21 protein-coding genes are annotated in these 16,639 nt (G+C 67.6%); 17 read left to right on the top strand and 4 right to left on the bottom strand.

Translation table 11 applies throughout. The features are described 5' to 3' along the window. Nucleotides 1-70: 70 nt before the first annotated feature. From ACWCO2_RS18895 to ACWCO2_RS18850, 10 genes are all read left to right on the top strand, one after another. Nucleotides 71-340: a helix-turn-helix domain-containing protein gene (locus tag ACWCO2_RS18895; RefSeq protein WP_450129032.1), complete on the top strand. Its 270-nt coding sequence runs from the start codon at nucleotides 71-73 to the stop codon at nucleotides 338-340. A 335-nt stretch (nucleotides 341-675) separates the two neighbouring features. After that, nucleotides 676-909 carry a hypothetical protein gene (locus tag ACWCO2_RS18890; RefSeq protein WP_450129031.1) on the top strand — a complete coding sequence of 78 codons (234 nt, stop codon included), beginning with the start codon at nucleotides 676-678 and terminating at the stop codon, nucleotides 907-909. A 10-nt stretch (nucleotides 910-919) separates the two neighbouring features. Next, the gene (locus ACWCO2_RS18885; protein WP_450129030.1) at nucleotides 920-1,372 is read left to right on the top strand and encodes a DUF4442 domain-containing protein; all 453 of its coding nucleotides are present in this window, start codon (nucleotides 920-922) and stop codon (nucleotides 1,370-1,372) included. 138 nt (nucleotides 1,373-1,510) lie between these two features. Beyond that, entirely contained in the window at nucleotides 1,511-2,512 is a 1,002-nt protein-coding gene (locus ACWCO2_RS18880) for a cation diffusion facilitator family transporter (RefSeq protein WP_450129029.1), read from the top strand. Nucleotides 2,513-2,570: 58 nt separating this feature from the next. Then, nucleotides 2,571-2,858 carry an ArsR/SmtB family transcription factor gene (locus ACWCO2_RS18875; protein WP_450129028.1) on the top strand — a complete coding sequence of 96 codons (288 nt, stop codon included), beginning with the start codon at nucleotides 2,571-2,573 and terminating at the stop codon, nucleotides 2,856-2,858. Next, nucleotides 2,855-3,238, top strand: coding sequence for a VOC family protein (locus tag ACWCO2_RS18870; RefSeq protein WP_450129027.1), 384 nt, complete (start codon nucleotides 2,855-2,857; stop codon nucleotides 3,236-3,238). The genes ACWCO2_RS18875 and ACWCO2_RS18870 overlap by 4 nt, the downstream gene beginning before the upstream one ends. 270 nt (nucleotides 3,239-3,508) lie before the next feature. Beyond that, nucleotides 3,509-3,844, top strand: a complete 336-nt coding sequence (locus tag ACWCO2_RS18865) for a COG4315 family predicted lipoprotein (protein ID WP_450129026.1) — start codon at nucleotides 3,509-3,511, stop codon at nucleotides 3,842-3,844. A 213-nt stretch (nucleotides 3,845-4,057) separates the two neighbouring features. Further along, nucleotides 4,058-4,543, top strand: a complete 486-nt coding sequence (locus ACWCO2_RS18860) for a DUF1269 domain-containing protein (protein WP_450129025.1) — start codon at nucleotides 4,058-4,060, stop codon at nucleotides 4,541-4,543. Nucleotides 4,544-4,661: 118 nt separating this feature from the next. Next, entirely contained in the window at nucleotides 4,662-5,069 is a 408-nt protein-coding gene (locus ACWCO2_RS18855) for a DUF7144 family membrane protein (RefSeq protein ID WP_450129024.1), read from the top strand. A gap of 33 nt (nucleotides 5,070-5,102) precedes the next feature. Further along, nucleotides 5,103-5,741 carry a GAP family protein gene (locus tag ACWCO2_RS18850; protein ID WP_450129023.1) on the top strand — a complete coding sequence of 213 codons (639 nt, stop codon included), beginning with the start codon at nucleotides 5,103-5,105 and terminating at the stop codon, nucleotides 5,739-5,741. A gap of 173 nt (nucleotides 5,742-5,914) precedes the next feature. On the opposite strand, the gene ACWCO2_RS18845 is transcribed toward ACWCO2_RS18850, so the two are convergent. Then, the gene (locus ACWCO2_RS18845) at nucleotides 5,915-6,415 is read right to left on the bottom strand and encodes a peptidylprolyl isomerase (RefSeq protein WP_450129022.1); all 501 of its coding nucleotides are present in this window, start codon (nucleotides 6,413-6,415) and stop codon (nucleotides 5,915-5,917) included. A gap of 167 nt (nucleotides 6,416-6,582) precedes the next feature. Next, nucleotides 6,583-7,791 (bottom strand): acetyl-CoA C-acetyltransferase, encoded by a 1,209-nt coding sequence (locus ACWCO2_RS18840; RefSeq protein WP_450129021.1) that lies wholly within the window; start codon nucleotides 7,789-7,791, stop codon nucleotides 6,583-6,585. Nucleotides 7,792-7,980: 189 nt separating this feature from the next. On the opposite strand from ACWCO2_RS18840, the gene ACWCO2_RS18835 reads away from it, so the two are divergent. The 4 genes from ACWCO2_RS18835 to ACWCO2_RS18820 all read left to right on the top strand — a co-directional run bounded on the left by ACWCO2_RS18835 (nucleotide 7,981) and on the right by ACWCO2_RS18820 (nucleotide 12,812). Next, nucleotides 7,981-9,501, top strand: a complete 1,521-nt coding sequence (locus tag ACWCO2_RS18835; protein ID WP_450129020.1) for a 3-hydroxyacyl-CoA dehydrogenase — start codon at nucleotides 7,981-7,983, stop codon at nucleotides 9,499-9,501. Nucleotides 9,502-9,655: 154 nt separating this feature from the next. Beyond that, nucleotides 9,656-10,834: an acyl-CoA dehydrogenase family protein gene (locus tag ACWCO2_RS18830; protein WP_450129019.1), complete on the top strand. Its 1,179-nt coding sequence runs from the start codon at nucleotides 9,656-9,658 to the stop codon at nucleotides 10,832-10,834. Between the two features lie 203 nt (nucleotides 10,835-11,037). After that, entirely contained in the window at nucleotides 11,038-12,057 is a 1,020-nt protein-coding gene (locus ACWCO2_RS18825; RefSeq protein ID WP_450129018.1) for a glycoside hydrolase family 5 protein, read from the top strand. A gap of 5 nt (nucleotides 12,058-12,062) precedes the next feature. After that, nucleotides 12,063-12,812 carry a heparin lyase I family protein gene (locus ACWCO2_RS18820; protein WP_450129017.1) on the top strand — a complete coding sequence of 250 codons (750 nt, stop codon included), beginning with the start codon at nucleotides 12,063-12,065 and terminating at the stop codon, nucleotides 12,810-12,812. 752 nt (nucleotides 12,813-13,564) lie between these two features. Here the strand turns inward: ACWCO2_RS18820 and ACWCO2_RS18815 are convergent. After that, entirely contained in the window at nucleotides 13,565-14,029 is a 465-nt protein-coding gene (locus ACWCO2_RS18815) for a MarR family winged helix-turn-helix transcriptional regulator (protein WP_450129016.1), read from the bottom strand. Between the two features lie 103 nt (nucleotides 14,030-14,132). On the opposite strand from ACWCO2_RS18815, the gene ACWCO2_RS18810 reads away from it, so the two are divergent. After that, on the top strand, nucleotides 14,133-14,525 hold the full coding sequence (locus tag ACWCO2_RS18810; protein ID WP_450129015.1) for a transcriptional regulator: 393 nt from the start codon (nucleotides 14,133-14,135) through the stop codon (nucleotides 14,523-14,525). Nucleotides 14,526-14,622: 97 nt separating this feature from the next. Here ACWCO2_RS18810 and ACWCO2_RS18805 read toward each other — a convergent pair whose 3' ends face one another. Continuing rightward, nucleotides 14,623-15,279: a 4'-phosphopantetheinyl transferase family protein gene (locus ACWCO2_RS18805; RefSeq protein WP_450129014.1), complete on the bottom strand. Its 657-nt coding sequence runs from the start codon at nucleotides 15,277-15,279 to the stop codon at nucleotides 14,623-14,625. 191 nt (nucleotides 15,280-15,470) lie between these two features. On the opposite strand from ACWCO2_RS18805, the gene ACWCO2_RS18800 reads away from it, so the two are divergent. Both ACWCO2_RS18800 and ACWCO2_RS18795 read left to right on the top strand, forming a co-directional pair. Continuing rightward, nucleotides 15,471-15,950 (top strand): cupin domain-containing protein, encoded by a 480-nt coding sequence (locus ACWCO2_RS18800; RefSeq protein ID WP_450129013.1) that lies wholly within the window; start codon nucleotides 15,471-15,473, stop codon nucleotides 15,948-15,950. A 250-nt stretch (nucleotides 15,951-16,200) separates the two neighbouring features. After that, nucleotides 16,201-16,632 (top strand): nitroreductase family deazaflavin-dependent oxidoreductase, encoded by a 432-nt coding sequence (locus ACWCO2_RS18795; RefSeq protein WP_450129012.1) that lies wholly within the window; start codon nucleotides 16,201-16,203, stop codon nucleotides 16,630-16,632. Nucleotides 16,633-16,639 lie beyond the last annotated feature (7 nt).

Raw genomic sequence — 16,639 nt, 5'->3', positions numbered from 1 at the left:
GCTGCCCGCTCTCGTGCATCAGGAGGCGGGCGAGCGTGTGCGCAAGCGGCATCAGGTCTGCGGAGATCGAGTGGGAGGCGATGTCGTCGTGAAGTGGAACCTGCGGTTGGTCGCGGCCCAGCGAGGTATTTGGAAGGCCGCCGAGCTGCAACGGCTGCTCGCCGACCACGGCCTGGTGGTCTCGGCTGGGAAGATGTCCGGTCTGTGGTCGAAGACCCCAGCCAGCCTCAAACTGTCCGATTTGGACATTATCTGCACCGCCCTGAGCTGCCAGGTCGGTGATCTGCTGGTGCCCGAACCTGTCGTGCCGCGCAGCGAAGGTCTGCGGAGCGTCGAGTGAGCATCTACCTGCAGGCCTGGTCTGGGTGCTGGGCGCCTCGGTGGCGGCCGCGCTGGTCGGCTACCTGGTGCGCCGGCTAGGCCAGGACGAGGGGCGGCCGAGTGGCAACGGCGCGGTGGGGCAGGCGTTCACCATCGTCAGCGGCCTGCAGGCGGTGGTGCTCGCCTTCGTACTGGTGCTGTCGAACCTCTTCAGCGGCACCAGGCTGTTCCCGCGCTGGTGTGCTGGCGTCGGTGACTGCGATATCCGGAAACCGTTGATACTTGGTGGAGAACGGGTATTTGTACAAAGTGGACACTGGTACCGGGTGTCGGGCCTTCCTGGAAGTGCTGTCGATGGTCGCCATCGAGGATCAGTCGTGGCGGTCGTTCGACGACTTCGACGCGGACCCGGTCGACGGCGAGCTCTGCGGCATCGGCGCCACCCGTGCCGGGGCGTCGGCGCTGGTTCGGCTGGACCGCGGCAGCGGGCAGGTGGCGAAGGTCGTCGACGTGCCGGAGCTGCCGTCGCTGAGCTACGGATCCGTGGTGATCGGGCCGGTGTTGTCAGCGCAAGTTACTCGTGAGTAGCATCGTTCTCATGACGAATGAGACCGCCGGCCTCGGCGCCGCCCTTTCCGAAGCCGTGCCGATGGTGCGCACGCTCAACCTGGAGTACCTCGAGGTCGCCCCGGAGCGGGCCGTCCTTCGCATGCCCGACCAAGAGGACTTCCACAACCACGTGGGCGGCCCGCACGCCGGTGCGATGTTTACCCTCGCCGAGTCCGCCAGTGGCGCCATCGTGATCGCGGCGTTCGGCGAACAGCTCAACCGCGCGGTGCCCCTGGCCGTCCGCTCGGAGATCGACTTCAAGAAGCTTGCCATGGGCGAGGTGACGGCCACCGCGGAACTCGGCCGCCCGATCGCCGACGTCGTGGCCGAGCTGGACGCGGGGGAGCGCCCCGAGTTCCCGGTCAAGGTGAGCATTCAGCGCGCGGACGGCGCGGTCACCGGCGAGATGTCGATCATCTGGACGCTGCGCCCCAACAAGTGACGTCGAGCCCCGCGGTGGATCCACTGTGGATTTTCCTCCGCGGGGCATCCGCACCTGCGATTTCCTTGCAGTTGCAGCGTTGTCGCGCACCCAGTCGGCGGTCTATGGTTCGGATGTCGCCGAATCCGGGGAGTCCAGGTGTGGCTCAAACGCACGAGATCGGGGCACGATCACCGCTGGTCGCGGCTCAAGCACGCGGTCACGCCGCACAGCCACGATGCAACTGAGTCCGTCGACCGTCCGCTGGAAGCCAGCAGGAAGGGCATGCGGGCGCTGTGGATCTCGTTCGGAGCCTTGGCGGTCACGGCTGCCGGACAGGCCGTCCTGGTCGCGTACACCGGTTCCGTCGCCCTGCTCGGCGACACGCTGCACAACTTCGCGGACGCGTTGACCGCGGTCCCGCTCGCGATCGCCTTCCTGCTGGCCAGGCGTGCGGCGACGCGCCGGTTCACCTACGGGCTCGGTCGTGTCGAGGACTTGGCCGGTCTGATCATCCTCGCCGTGATCGCCGCATCGGCCGCGATGGCGGCTTGGGAGTCAGTGGCGCGGCTGGTCTCCCCGCAGCGCGTCGACCACATCGGTTGGGTGGCGGCGGCCGGGCTGCTTGGCTTCGCCGGCAACGAGCTGGTCGCGCGCTACCGCATCCGCGTTGGCCGGGAGATCGGATCGGCCGCGCTGGTCGCCGACGGGATGCACGCTCGCGCCGACGGACTCACGAGTCTCGCAGTGCTCGGCTCGGCTGCCGGAGCGGGGCTGGGTTGGTGGTGGGCGGACCCGGTCGTCGGACTGCTGATCACCGCTGCGATCGCCGCGGTGCTGTGGAGCTCGGCCAAGGAGATCTTCGCCCGGGTGCTCGACGCCGTCGACCCCGAGCTGGTCGGCCGAGCTGAACGCGCATTGGCCGCCGCTCCGGGTGTGCGCGCTGTCGGCGATCTGCGGCTGCGCTGGGTCGGTCACTGCCTCCGCATCGAAGTGGAGCTGGAGGTCGACGCGCAGCTCACCCTCGCCGAGGCGCATCGCATCGCGCACGACGCCGAGCACCGCCTCTGGCACGAGCTGCCGCGACTCGGCGGCGCGCTCATCCACGCCCACCCGTCCGGAGCGCAAGAAGCGCACGAGCTGGTCGCGCACCATCGCTGACCAGGCGATACTCAACCCGAGATGATAGGCAAGCAAATACTTGCCTATAGTGGGCTTCGTGAGCGACGTGTTCAAAGCGCTGGCGGACCCCACCCGGCGGGCGATCCTCGACGAACTGGCTGACCATGACGGCCAGACCCTCTTCGAGATTTGCGCCCGACTGGCCGGAAAGCACGGCTCGGCGTCGTCCCGCCAGGCCATTTCCCAGCACCTCGACGTGCTGACGGGGGCGGGTCTGGTCGAGGCCCGGCGGGACGGTCGCTACAAGTTCCACCACCTCAACACAGGGCCACTGGCACACCTCGTGGACCGGTGGCTCAAACCAGAAGCGGAGGAGACCCCGTGAAGATCTACGTGACCAGCATCTTCGTCGACGACCAGCGAAAGGCGCTCAAGTTCTACACCGAGGTGCTCGGCTTCCAGAAGAAGCGCGACATCCCGCTCGGCGAAGCCAGCTGGCTGACGGTGGTCTCGCCGGAAGCTCCGGACGGCGTCGAGCTGCTCCTCGAGCCCGACAGCAACCCCGCCGCGAAGTCGTACAACGAAGCCCTGGTCAACGACGGAATCCCGGCCACCTCGTTCCAGGTCGACGACGTCCGCGCGGAGTTCGACCGCCTCACCGGCCTGGGCGTGCGCTTCACCCAGGAACCGCTCCAGATGGGCGACGTGACGACCGCGGTCTTCGACGACACCTGCGGCAACCTCATCCAGATCGTGCAGATGTGACTCGCGGGTTCCTGCGAACGAGCAGGGGCTGATGTTGCGAGTTATCTTCGAGCGCACCGCCTCGGCCGCAGGGAGGCTGCGATGAGCCGCGCCATCCGACACCGCAAATCCGCATGGGGAAGCATCGGGTTGGTCTGCGGTGCACTGGCATTGGCCGCCGCATGCGTTCCCCCTGGTCAGGAACCAGACAATAGCGGTGTCGGCACCCCTCCGCCGCCCTCGCCCGCGCCGCCCGTCACCGGCGGGGCGATCGTGGTCCAGGTCCACCAGGTGCCTGATTTGGGCGCGGCGGTGCTCACCGGTCCGGACGGTCGGACGGTGTACCTGTTCGACCAGGACGGGAAGTCGGAGCCCACCTGCCTCGAGCAGTGCGCGAGCGACTGGCCGCCGCTGACCACGACCGATCCACCGGTGGCTGGCGCGGAGGTGAACCAGGAACTGCTCTCGACCGCTCTGCGCCCGGATGGCAAGCAGCAGGTCGTCTACAACGGACATCCGCTGTACTACTACGTCGGCGACGACGTACCAGGCCAGACGAACGGTCAAGGCGTGTTCTCCGACGGGGGCTACTGGTACGCGTTGTCGCCCGCTGGCGATCGGATCTAGGCAGGCGCCGGTGGCCGGGCGATGGCGGTGAGGTGCATGGTGCTTGCGCCTGCTGTTCGGCCACCGGCACGTCCAGTTGGTGCGCGGCCTCGTTTCGACAGGACCAACGGCTCTGCCGAGACGAGGTCGGTGCGGTCCACGCTGAACAGGCCCGGGTGGCGGACGTTTTCCCGCCCGTGCGCGGACCGACGACCATCTCCTAGGAGCGAGCTCATGGCCACGCTCACCGCATGGAAGTTCCCTAGCAGCACTGGTGCTGAGGACGCCCTGCACACGCTGGAACGGCTTCAGAAGGAAGCGCTGATCAAGGTCCACGACGCGGCTGTGGTCTCCTGGCCCGAAGAAGGCAAGCGGCCGAAGACGCGGCACGACAAGCGTTTCGGTGGTGCTCTCGGCGGTGCGTTCTGGGGGCTGCTGTTCGGGATGATCTTCTTCATCCCGTTGCTCGGAGTTGCCACCGGCGCCGCCCTCGGCGCGGTCAGCATGCGGCACGTCGGCATCGACGACGACTTCGTCGACGCCGTGCGCGCCAAGATCACGCCGGGGACCTCGGGGCTGTTCGCCCTGACCTCGGACGCGGTTCCGGACAAGGTCGCGGATGCCTTCCACGGCGACCAGGCCGAACTCATCCACACCAACCTCTCCGGCGATCAGGAAGCGCAGCTGCGCGAGATCTTCGGAGGCGCTGACGCGGACTGAAGCCGGACAGGACGCGCGCAGGTCACCGGTCGGGTCTTTGTTCCCTGGAGCGAGGAATTCAGCACCTGCACGGTGGATTCACCGGAGCGAACCGGCGGTCGAACGGGGGAGTGCGGTCATGACAACGCATGGAGCAAGGCGTGCGCACACCGGCTGGGTGGGGTGGGCGTACTTCGCGGCCGCAGTCCTGCTGGTGGTCGGCATCATCCAGATCGTCAACGGTGTGATCGCCTTCGCCCACTCGGGGACCGTGCTCACGGCCTCCGGGACGGCGGTCCACGTCAGCTACGGGACGATCGGATGGAGCTACCTGATCATGGGGGCGGTCCTCGTCGCCACCGGGGTGGGGTTGTTCAGCGGGCTCACGTGGGCACGTGTGGTGGCGGTCGTGCTCGCGGCGATCAGCCTGCTGGCCAACATCGCTTTCTTCGCGGCGTACCCGCTCTGGTCAGCGGTGGTCATCGTGCTCGACGCGGTGGTGATCTACGCCTTGGTCGCGCACGGCAAGGAGATCAGCCGCCGGTAGGCGCGGGCTCCGGGGCAGCGGTGGAGGTGCGCTGTGAGCCTGCAGATACTGCCGCTGGCCATCACGATGATGGCCGGACCGCAGATCATGTCGGCGATCGTGCTCGTGACTGCCGAGCGTCCAGTGCGGGTGTCCGTGGCGTTCCTCATCGGAGTGGTCGTCGCGACTGTGCTAGGTGTGAGCGTTGCTGGTGGTCTGGCCGCCGTCCTCGGGGGCGCCGTTCCGATCGACGGCGAATCGCGCGAGGCCAGTGCGCTGGGCAAGGCCATCCAGATCGTGCTCATCGGGCTGTTGGCGCTCGCAGCGGTGAAGTCCTACCTCGGGCGGAAGACGGCTGAGCCGCCGAAATGGCTCGGAGCGCTGCTTTCGGCGACGCCGGCCACGGCGCTGAAGACGGGGCTGCTGGTCATCCTGGCGATGCCGTCGGACATCCTGGTGATGCTGACCGTCGGACTGAACCTGCAGCACAACAAGACCGGGTTGGTCGGCGCGATCCCGTTCGTGGCGGCGACCGCGTTCATCGCGGCGCTGCCGTTGCTGCTCTACCTGGTGCTGCACAAGCGCGCGATCAAGGTGATGCCGAAGGTCAGGGACTGGATGAACGCCCACAGCTGGCTGGTGAACATCATCGTCTGCCTGATCTTCATCGTGCTCGTCGCTTCCGGAGGCTGAGGGCGGCGCCACCGGGGGCGAGGGATTCGTCGAAGTGCCCCTCGCCCCGATGCGTCAGATGCGTTCGAAAGCTACGGCGATGCCTTGGCCGCCGCCGATGCACATCGTTTCGCCAACGGTGGCCATTTCAGCGTCCGTGCTGCTCAGTGTCGCTGGGCAGTCGTCGCATCCCGCTATTCCACGATCTCGGCCTTCTCGATGATCACGTCGTCCTGGGGGACGTCCTGGTGTCCGGCCTTGGAACCCGTGCGCACGCCCTTGATCGCGTCGACGACCCCCTGGCCCTCGATCACCTCGCCGAACACCGCGTAACCCCAGCCCTGCGGGTTCTTCCCGCTGTGGTTCAGGAAGTCGTTGTCCCCGACGTTGATGAAGAACTGAGCCGAGGCCGAGTGCGGGTCCATCGTCCGGGCCATCGCCACGGTGTACTCGTGGTTCTTCAGCCCGTTGTCGGCCTCGTTCTGGATGGGGCCGCGGGTGGGCTTCTGCGTCATGCCGGGTTCGAACCCGCCGCCCTGGATCATGAAGTTGTTGATCACGCGGTGGAAGATCGTGCCGTCGTAGTGGCCGTCCCGGACGTACTGCACGAAGTTCTCCACCGTCTGCGGTGCTTTCTCGGCGGTCAGCTGCAGAAGGATGTCGCCGTGATTCGTGGCCAAGCGGACCTTGGACATGGGCACCTCACTACCTGTGTGAATGGGGACGATCAACGCTGTCGAAGAGCGTAACCAGGGGCCGACCTTCGCGCTCAACGGGTGGGAGGGGGCCACGGCGGTTGCCTCGCCCATTGGAAGGGCGCCTTTCGCCGTGCATGGCGAAAGGCGCCCGTCGTCTCTCCGCGTCAGATGCGTTCGAAGACTGCCGCGAGGCCCTGACCGCCTCCGATGCACATGGTTTCGAGGCCGTAGCGGGCTTCTCGGCGGTGCATTTCGCGGGACAGGGTTGCCAGGATTCGGGCTCCGGTGGCGCCGATGGGGTGGCCCAGGGAGATGCCGGATCCGTTGACGTTGAGGCGGTCGAAGTCGGCCGGCTTGAACTCCCATTCGCGGGTGCAGGCCAGCACCTGCGCCGCGAACGCCTCGTTGAGCTCGATCAGGTCGACGTCGTCGAGGCCGATTCCGGCGCGCTGCAACGCCTTCGCCGTCGCCGGGACCGGGCCGATGCCCATGGTGCGTGGCGGGACGCCCGCCCGAGCCCAGGACACCAGTCGGACCAGCGGGCGCAAGCCGAGTTCGGCGGCGCGCTCCGGCGTGGTGACCACGCAGATCGCCGCCGCGTCGTTCTGGCCACTCGCGTTGCCCGCGGTGACCGTCGCTTCCGGATCCTTCTTGCCCAGAACGGGTTTCAGTGCCGACAAAGAGTCCATTGTGGTCTCGGGGCGGGGGTGTTCGTCGACCTCCACCACGGTGTCGCCCTTGCGGGAGCGCACCGTCACGGGCGCGATCTCGTCGGCGAACAGCCCGGCGCTCTGCGCGGCAGCCGCGCGCTGCTGCGAGCGCACGGACAGCTCGTCCTGCTCGGTGCGGGAGATCCCGTACTCGCGGCGCAGGTTCTCGGCGGTCTCCAGCATGCCGCCCGGGACCGGGTAGTTCGCGCCACCGGCGGTGACCCGACCTCGGGCCAGCGAGTCGTGCAGTTCCAGACCGCTGCCGCGGATGCCCCACCGGGCCTCGGTGGTGTAGAACGGCGCGCTGCTCATGCTCTCCGCGCCACCGGCTAGCACGACGTCGCTGACGCCGGTCTGCACCTGCATCGCGGCGTCGAGGACGGCCTGCAAGCCGGATCCGCAGCGGCGGTCGAGCTGGGTGCCGCCGACCTCGATCGGCAGTCCAGCGTCCAGCGCCGCCACCCGGCCGATCGCCGGGGCGTCGGAGGTGGGGTAGCCCTGGCCGAGGATCACCTCGTCGATCGCCGAGCCGTCGAGTCCGGTGCGCTCCAGCAGCGCCTTGATCACCGTCGAGGCCAGGTCGACGGCCGGAACCGTCTTGAACACCCCGCCGAACCGGCCGATCGGGGTCCGCAGCGGTTCGCAGATCACCGCTTCGCGCATCGCTTGCTCCTTCGGGTTCCGGACGGCTCGTTCCGCCGCCGCTCTCGTTCGTAGCACAGCGCCGTTGCGCATCGGAACACGTGGGGATTAAGTGCGATCGAGTATTACTGACAGGCCAATTCGGTATTGGACGCTCTTGGCGTGGGCGTGCGAAGGTGCGTTGAGGGCAACCTTGGCGGGAGGTCGACCATGCAGTGGGCGCAGCAGGTCAACGCGGTGCGGGTGATCGGCACCGGGGTGATGGGGCGCGGCATCGCGCAGATCGCCGCGGCGGCGGGCCTGACCGTGGAGCTCGCCGACGCGCGCACCGAGGCCGTGACCACCGCGGTCGACCAGATCGGCCGGATGTTCGACAAGCTGGCCGGCAAGGGCAAGATGACCGCCGAGCAGGCAGCCGCCGCGCGGGACCGGCTGCGGCCGGTGGACAGTCCGCTGGCGCCGACCGAGTGCGACCTGGTGATCGAGGCGGTCCGCGAGGACCTGGACACCAAGCGCGAGCTGTTCGCCGGGCTGGAGAAGATCTGCCCGGCGCACGCCGTGTTCGCCACCAACACCAGCTCGCTGCAGGTCACCTCTATCGCCACCGCGCTGAGCGACCCGAGCCGGCTGGCCGGTCTGCACTTCTTCAACCCGGTGCCGCTGATGCGCCTGGTCGAGGTGATCCCCGGGGCCCGGACCGCGGCGTGGATCCCCGACGCGCTGGTGGAGCTGGTGCAGCGGCTCGGCCACACACCGGTGCGCGCCACCGACACCCCCGGCTTCCTGGTCAACCACGCCGGCCGCGGGCTGGTCACCGAATCGCTGCAGATCCTCGCCGAGGGCCTGGCCTCCACCTCGGACATCGACCGGATCTGCCGCGACGTGCTGGGCCTTCGGATGGGCCCGTTCGAGCTGATGGACCTGACCGGGCTCGACGTCACCCACCCGGCGATGGAGAGCATCTGGTCCGGCTACTACGGCGACCCGCGGCTGCGCCCGTCGCCCATCACCCGCACCCGCCTGGAGGCCGGGCTGCTCGGCCGCAAGACAGGGGAGGGCTTCTACTCCTACCTCGACGGCGTCAAGCAGGAGGAACCCGAACCGCAGGCACCGGAATCGGTGGCGCACCCGGTCTGGTCGGACAGCGCCGACCTGCTCAACGCGCTGGAAAGCGCGGGCGTGCAGGTCGAGCGGGGTGCGGAACCCTCCGACGAGGCGGTCGTGCTGGTCACGCCGCACGGGCACAGCGCTGCGGGCGCCGCGCGGTCGGCTGACCTTCCTGTCGCGCGAGTGTGCGGTGTTGATCCGCTCAGCACGGAGGCTCGCTACGTCCTGTCCGTGAATCCGGCCTGCGACAAGGAGTTCGCGCGATCCGCTTGGGCCGCGCTGGCTGCGACCGGTCGCGCGGTGACGGTGGTGCGCGACAGCCCGGGCATGGTGGCGCAGCGGATCGTCGCCGCGATCGTCAACACCAGCTGCTTCATCGCCGAGCAGCGCTTGGCGAGTCCGGCCGACATCGACACCGCCGTGCGACTCGCGCTGGGCTACCCGCGCGGACCCCTGGAGTGGGGCCAGCACATCGGTCCGCGCCGGGTGCTGTCGATCCTGCGCACCTTGCACTCGGCGACCGGCGACCCGCGCTACCGCCCCAGCCGCTGGCTGGTCGAGCGCGCCGAGCTCGGCCTGGAACTCACCGAAACCGGCACCACCCCGCGAGACCTGCTCACCTGACGGATCGGGGCGCACGGCCCGTTCCTCGGGGTGCGAACGGACCGTTGACCTCACCTGTCGCCAAGCGAGCGAACGGACTTCTCGCGCCGTCTACCGGGGTGAGCAGTCCGTTCGCCGTGGTGAGCGCGCGACACCGACGAGCGAGAGGAAGATCGTGGACTTCGAACTGACCGACACCCAGACCGCGTTCAAGGAGATGGCGGCGCAGTTCGTCGACGCCGAGATCGTGCCGCACGTGCGCGAGTGGGACCGCCGCGAGGAGGTCGACCTGGCGATCGTGCGCAAGCTCGGCGAACTCGGGTTCCTCGGTCTCACGCTCCCCGAGGAGTACGGCGGGGTCGAGGCCGACATGGTCAGCTACGCGCGGGTCATCGAGGAGCTCGGGCGTGGTGATTCCTCGGTGCGCGGCATCGTGTCGGTGTCGTTGGGGCTGGTCAGCAAGTCCATCGCCACCTACGGCACCGAGGAGCAGAAGCAGCGCTGGCTGCCGATGCTGACCAGTGGCGAAGGGTTGGGATGCTTCGCGCTGACCGAACCCGATGCCGGTTCCGACCCGGGTTCGCTGACCACCCGCGCTCGCCGCGATGTGGGGGGCACCTCCCGCTCGGGAGACTGGGTGATCACTGGGCAGAAGATGTTCATCACCAACGGAACCTGGGCGAAGGTCGCGTTGCTGTTCGCACGGACCAGCGACGACGGTGGTCGGGGCATCACGGCTTTCCTGGTGCCCACAGATTCGCCAGGCTTCACCGCCAACACCGTGCACGGCAAGCTCGGCCTGCGCGGCCAGGCCACCGCTGAGTTGGTGCTCGACGAGGTGCGGGTGCCGGATTCGGCGCGGCTCGGCGAGGTCGGCAAGGGGCTGGGCATCGCGCTGGGTGCGCTGACCAAGGGCCGGATCTCGGTTGCAGCAGGCGCGGTCGGAGTCGCGCAGGCGGCGTTGAGCGCTGCGACCCGGTACGCGGGGGAGCGCGTGCAGTTCGGCAAGCCGATCGCGTCCCGGCAGCTGGTGCAGGAGCTCCTCGCGGATTCCGCGGTGGAGGTCGAGGCGGCACGGCTGTTGACCCTGCGCGCGGCGGCGATGGCCGAGCGCGGTGTGTCCCGGGAGGCGCTGACCAAGGCGTCGTCGATGGCGAAGCTGCACGCGAGCGAGACCGCGGTCAAGGTGGCCAACAACGCGCTGCAGGTCTTCGGCGGTTACGGCTTCATCGACGAGTACCCGGTGGGCAAGTACCTCCGCGACGCCCGGGTGCTGACCCTTTACGAGGGCACCAGCCAGGTGCAGAAGCTGATCATCGGCCGGTCCCTCACCGGCGTCGACGCGCTGACCTGATCGCCGGCAGGTCCCACGAAAACGGGCAGACATGCGCGCTGACCAGGACGAATGCGTGCGCCTACCAGTCGTGTTCGGTGGTGACAAGTCCCAGTTGTGGGGTATGGACGGTGTTTCTCCCCGGTAGCTAGCGTGGCCCGCAATTGGAAACTAAGTTTCCGATTTCTCCGCCGCCAGAATCGCCTTCAACCGAGGAGATGCTGATGAGGTGGCAGAACGCTGTCCGCGCGGTGGCCATCGCCGCGACTCTACTCGTGACCGGCACCGCGGCCCAGGCCGCCGCGCCCAGCGCGACGAATCCTGCCGAGCTGACTCCCGTTGCGCAGAACGGAGTTCTGTCCGTGTGCGGGATGAAGCTGTGCAACAGCACCGGTGCGCCGGTCCAGCTGCGGGGGATGAGCACGCACGGTCTGCAGTGGTACAGCCAGTGCGTCAACGACGAATCGCTGGACGCGTTGGCCCAGGACTGGCAGGCCGATGTGCTGCGGATCTCCATGTACATCCAGGAAGGCGGCTACGAGGACGACCCGGCGAAGTTCACCGAGATGGTGAACAACTACGTCGACGACGCCACCGAGCGCGGCATGTACGCGATCATCGACTGGCACATGCTCGACCCGGGCGACCCGAACTTCAACCTGGACCGGGCCAAGACGTTCTTCACCGAAGTGGCCCAGCGCCACAAGGACAAGCCGAACGTGCTCTACGAGATCGCCAACGAGCCCAGCGGCGTCGAGTGGAACGAGATCAAGAGCTACGCCGAAGAGCTGATCCCGGTGATCCGCGAGCAGGACCCGGACTCGGTGATCCTGGTCGGCACCCGCGCCTGGTCGTCGCTGGGCGTGTCCGAGGACGCCGATGAGAAGGAAATCGTCGACAACCCGGTCAACGCCGACAACATCATGTACACCTTCCACTTCTACGCGGCCTCGCACGGCGACGAGTACCTGGACACGCTCGCGCGCGCGGCTGACGAACTGCCGATGTTCGTCACCGAATTCGGGACGCAGGAGGCCACCGGTGACGGTGGCAACGACTTCGACATGGCGCAGCGCTACATCGACCTGATGGCCGAGAAGAACATCAGCTGGACCAACTGGAACTACTCCGATGACTCCCGCTCCGGCGCGGTGTTCAAGGAAGGCACCTGCGACGCCGGACCGTACCCCGGCACCGACCAGCTCAAGCCCGCCGGCGAGTGGGTGCGCGAGCGGGTCCGGTGATCGGGATGCGACGACTGCTCAGCGCGGGCGTCGCGGTCGGCGCGGCAATGCTCTTGTCGGGCTCGGCTCTGCTGTCCCCGTCGACGTCCTGGGAAGCTGATACTTCGCGCGGCACTTCGGTTTTCGAGGGCATCGAGAAGAAACCCGGCAGCGTCGACGTGGTGGACGACCCGAAGGGCGAGCACGGATCGGTGTACCGGCTGCACACCTCCGGGGAGCAGCAGGGCTCGGAGCGGGTCCGCGTGGAGACGCGCGGACACCGCACCACCGACGGCGGACGACTGCGGTTCACCGAAGGCGACACCTACTACATCGGCTGGCAGTCGATGTGGGATCCGCTGCCGACGGCCGACAAGGAGTGGGTGGTGCTGTGGCAGCTCAAGGACTACGGGGCCGGCGCCGCCACGCCGCCGCTGTCGTTGCGCGCCCGGGGCGACGTGCTCGACCTGGAGTACAACGACCCGGACCTGAAGACCACGCGGCTGTGGGAGATCCCGATGCCGAGGAAGAGCTGGAACAGCTTCGTCGTCGGCGTCCGCGTCTCCAGCGACCCGAGCGAGGGCTGGGTCCGGTTCTGGTACAACGGCGAGGAACAACTCCTCAGTGGACAGAACCAGTTCCTCGGCGCCACCCTCCGCGCGGACTTCGTGACCGACAAGTGGGGTGTGTACCGCTCCGACGGTGTGAAGGGTGAGGCGACCGCCTACCTCACCAGCGCGAAGATCGGCCCCAGCTACGCCGATGTTGCACCCTAAAAAGATTGGTCCAGGGTGAGGACGGTGAACGAGAAACCCAGGTAGTCCTATTGCCGCCGGCCAGAAGGTGGTGACGTCTGTCGATTTTGCCTAAAACTGGTTCGCCACCCAACCGCATGCTTCCGTCGAAAACGCGGCCAGTTTTAGGCGAAATCGACTCGCGCTGCAAGCAGCCGCCTGCCGCATTGAACATAGGAGCAACCCATTTCCAACTGCACTCCTGCGTTGGGTCGTCCACATCTATCGATGCTGTTGGTGTGGCATGGCATCGGTCGACCCAGCGGGTATGGCAGGTGGGAAATTGGCATGGCCAGAAGCTTTTGCGGCGTAACGACTTTAACGCGAAAAGATCGGGTGCACATTGTACTGAGAATCGCCCGGGTGGGGGCCCGCCCCCGCCGCCAGACCTGAGCGGACCCCCGGTTGTTGGACGCGAATTCCGCGTCTCTTCCCGGACTTCGATTCTGAAACTAGGGCAGTCCGAGAACGCTGTCAAGACATGTTTCTTCGGCTCAAGAATGTGAATTCCGGTGAACCCATTGGCAAATCGGCGAGGGAGAACATCCATGTTGGACGATGATCTGATCTGTCATCTGTTCGCCGTTGAATCGAGGCAGCCGACCGATCGAGCGAATTGTCCAATGAGGACACCAGATGCACGCGAGGATGCACGAGTGGGACGCTGAGGCGCAACGGCAAAACCGGGTCCTCGCTGTCAGCGGGGACCCGGTGGGGGACGGTCCGAGGATCGGTCAGCTGTTGGCTTCGCGGAGCGTGCGCATCGCTTCGGCCAGCGCGGCCGAGTCGGCTTCGCCCAGGGGTGCCAGGACGTGTCGGCGCAGGACCTCGGCGGCGGACTTGCGGGAGCGCTGCGCGATGTCCAGGCCGTGGTCGGTGAGGGCCGCGTAGGTGACGCGGCGGTCGTTCGCGCACGGTTCGCGGCGGATCAGGTCGGCCTTGACCATGCGGTCGGCGACCTTGGTGAAGCCGCCGCTGCTGAGCGCGGCCTCGTGCGCGAGCTTGGTCATCGGCATCCGGTGCTCGGGGGAGCGCACCAGTCGCAGCAGGATGTCGAAGGAGGCCGGGGCGAGGTCGAACTCCTCGGTGATCGCAGCGGCCAGCTTGCCCTGGGTGACGTGGTAGCCCTCGATGACGAGACCCCACCAGGTGATGATCTCGTCGTCGTCGGTGCACGGGTCAGGGCGGGTACTGCTCAAGGCATTGCTCCTCGGGAAACGGGTGTAGCTTCGACCATTCTACCCCGAAAAGCTTCGAGCGAAAGTCTCTTGCCTGGAAGAGGCAGCCGGGCGTTGCGGATCAGTGTTCGACGGACCTGGTATCGATGATCCGACCTTCGTCGTCCAGCGGCGCCACGCGGTAGCCAACCCCCGAATACGCGTCGACATCCTCCGCGTCGAAATATGCGGGCACCACGTAATCGGGCGCAACAGCTCGACGCTCAACCTCGGTCCACCCCTCATCGGTGTGGTAGCAGGCCTGGATCGAGAGCATGGCTGGGATCGGCGGGCGCTGTCGCAGCACGTGGCGGCGCTGGAGAAGGCTGGCTACGTGCGGGTCACCAAGGGGCGGGTCGGCCGCCGCGCGAGAACCTGGCTCGCCCTGACCGGCAACGGGAAGCAGGCCTTCGCGCGCCACCTCGCGGTGCTCAACCAGATCGCCGCCGAACCGCCCCGCCCACCGGAGGAGGAATGACGCCCGGCCAGTGAGGAGAAGCAGATCAGGTGGTGCGACAGTGGCATCCACTGTGGACTGTTCTGGCCATGCCTCGGGAATGTGCCGTCTTCTCGGTTCAGCGGGAAGGGAGGGCGATGGCGGTGACGATCAGGTCGTTGTCGACCAGCCAGCCGCCGGTGAACTCCGTCAGCGCGTTGCCGTTGCGGTCCGTTCCCGACTTGAGCAGGTGGGCGGTGAACGTGCCGTCGAGGCGCAGGTCGAGGCGGGCGTCTTCGAAGCCCAGCCACTCGTGGGTGATCGGGTACCAGGTCTTGTAGACGGTTTCCTTGCAGCTGAACAGGATCCGGTCCCAGCGGAGCTCAGGACGTGCAGCGGAAAGCTCAGCCACCTGGGAGCGTTCGGATGGGAGTGACACGACGTCGAGCACACCCTTGGGGAGCGCTTCGTGCGGTTCGGCGTCGACGCCGAGCGAGTGCACCTTCGCCTGGTGCGCGACGACCGCCGCTCGATAGCCCGAGCAGTGCGTGATGCTGCCGATGGTTCCCGCGGGCCACTGCGGCGCTCTGCGCTCGTCGGCCACCAGTGGTTCCGGCGCGACGCCGATGCGGCTCAGCGCCTGGCGCGCGCACCAGCGGCCGGTCGTGAACTCCCGGCGGCGCTTGCCCACCGCGCGCGCGATGATCGCTTCTTCCTCCGGGAAGAGCTCCACGTCGGACGGGTCGGTGAAGGTCTCGACGCAGCTGACCTCGGACGGCAGCAGTCGCTCGATCACGCGCGGTCACCTGCTGCGGAATGCACCTGCCACATCACTGATCCCATTCCGCTTAAGCCCGCTGCGCGATCCGGACGGCGTCCCTGACGACACGAGGTTACGTCGACCTCGTTCGACTGTGGGGGAGAGGTTGTGCGCGGGGGTGGGAGTGGGGTTGTCTCGGGGCACCGGTTGTACGAGGAAGGACGCAGATGACCCAGCACGACGCTTTCCACCCGGACCTGTCGACGTCGGTGCCCGACGAGCAGCGCGCCTCGCTGCGCACCCGGCTGCACCACGTCCGGGCTGCCGACCTGGACAAGAACACCGCGCAGACCGAGGGCATGCGGCGGCTGGCCGCGATCAGCGGTGACCTGGTCGGTTCGGAGCGGATCTGGATGGGTGAGACCCACGTGGCCCCGTCGACGGCCTCGGACAACCACCACCACGGCGAGTCGGAAACGGCGATCCACGTGGTCAGCGGCAACCCGGAGTTCGTGTTCCACGACGGTGCCGAGGAGGTCCGGATCAAGACCGGCCCGGGCGACTACATCTTCGTCCCGCCCTACGTCCCCCACCGCGAGGAGAACCCGGACCCGGACAACCCGGCGGTGGTGGTGATCGCCCGCAGCACCCAGGAAGCGATCGTGGTCAACCTCCCCGAGCTCTACCGCCTCGACCCGGAGGGCTGACCAGCCACGATGTCTTCGACGCCACGATCGGCCTGCTCTCCGGCCGACTCGCAGCGACGCTGCGGCGCAGCCGCAGGGTCGCGCGCGGGCTCAACATCTTCAGCGGCACGGTCTTCGCCGGACTCGCCATCCGCCTCGTCGCTGTCCCGTAGCAACCTGCTGCGCGATGGTCTCGGCCGGAGGTCCGCCGATCGTGGGGACGTGCCGCGGTCCGGGAATGGGGGTTCCGGGTGGCGTGTTGCTCGTGGGCATGTCGAAGGAGAATGTTGAGCTCAGCCCCACGAGTTGGGTGCAGGAGCAGACGAAGAAGGTCCTCGAGACCGGGACCACCGAGGGCATCAAGATCCAAGGGGCGCCGATCGTGCTGATGACGTTGCGCGGCGCGAAGACCGGCAAGCTGCGCTACACCCCGGTGATGCGGGTGGAGCACGACGGCAGGTACGCGGTCGTGGCGTCCAAGGGCGGTGCCCCTGAACACCCGACCTGGTACCACAACATCAAGGCGCACCCCGAGTTCCGGCTGCAGGACGGAATCGTGACGAAGGACTTCGTCGCGCGCGAGGTCGAGGGCGCGGAGCGGGCCGAGTGGTGGGAACGGGCCGTCGCGGCATACCCGGCCTACGCCGAATACCAGGAGAAGACCGACCGGAAGATCCCGGTGTTCGTCCTCGAACTGAAGTGACCGCCAG

This window comes from Saccharopolyspora sp. NPDC002376 (genome assembly GCF_053593195.1).
This window is presented reverse-complemented; position numbering and strand designations above follow the sequence as displayed.

What these genes read in the sequence shown, in the direction of transcription:
- ACWCO2_RS18840 (WP_450129021.1), bottom strand. Translation starts at nt 7,791, where the DNA reads ATGCGCGAAGCGGTGATCTGCGAACCGCTGCGGACCCCGATCGGCCGG.
- ACWCO2_RS18845 (WP_450129022.1), bottom strand. Translation starts at nt 6,415, where the DNA reads ATGTCCAAGGTCCGCTTGGCCACGAATCACGGCGACATCCTTCTGCAG.
- ACWCO2_RS18860 (WP_450129025.1), top strand. Translation starts at nt 4,058, where the DNA reads ATGGCCACGCTCACCGCATGGAAGTTCCCTAGCAGCACTGGTGCTGAG.
- ACWCO2_RS18855 (WP_450129024.1), top strand. Translation starts at nt 4,662, where the DNA reads ATGACAACGCATGGAGCAAGGCGTGCGCACACCGGCTGGGTGGGGTGG.
- ACWCO2_RS18825 (WP_450129018.1), top strand. Translation starts at nt 11,038, where the DNA reads ATGAGGTGGCAGAACGCTGTCCGCGCGGTGGCCATCGCCGCGACTCTA.
- ACWCO2_RS18795 (WP_450129012.1), top strand. Translation starts at nt 16,201, where the DNA reads ATGTCGAAGGAGAATGTTGAGCTCAGCCCCACGAGTTGGGTGCAGGAG.
- ACWCO2_RS18800 (WP_450129013.1), top strand. Translation starts at nt 15,471, where the DNA reads ATGACCCAGCACGACGCTTTCCACCCGGACCTGTCGACGTCGGTGCCC.
- ACWCO2_RS18820 (WP_450129017.1), top strand. Translation starts at nt 12,063, where the DNA reads ATGCGACGACTGCTCAGCGCGGGCGTCGCGGTCGGCGCGGCAATGCTC.
- ACWCO2_RS18835 (WP_450129020.1), top strand. Translation starts at nt 7,981, where the DNA reads ATGCAGTGGGCGCAGCAGGTCAACGCGGTGCGGGTGATCGGCACCGGG.
- ACWCO2_RS18885 (WP_450129030.1), top strand. Translation starts at nt 920, where the DNA reads ATGACGAATGAGACCGCCGGCCTCGGCGCCGCCCTTTCCGAAGCCGTG.
- ACWCO2_RS18890 (WP_450129031.1), top strand. Translation starts at nt 676, where the DNA reads ATGGTCGCCATCGAGGATCAGTCGTGGCGGTCGTTCGACGACTTCGAC.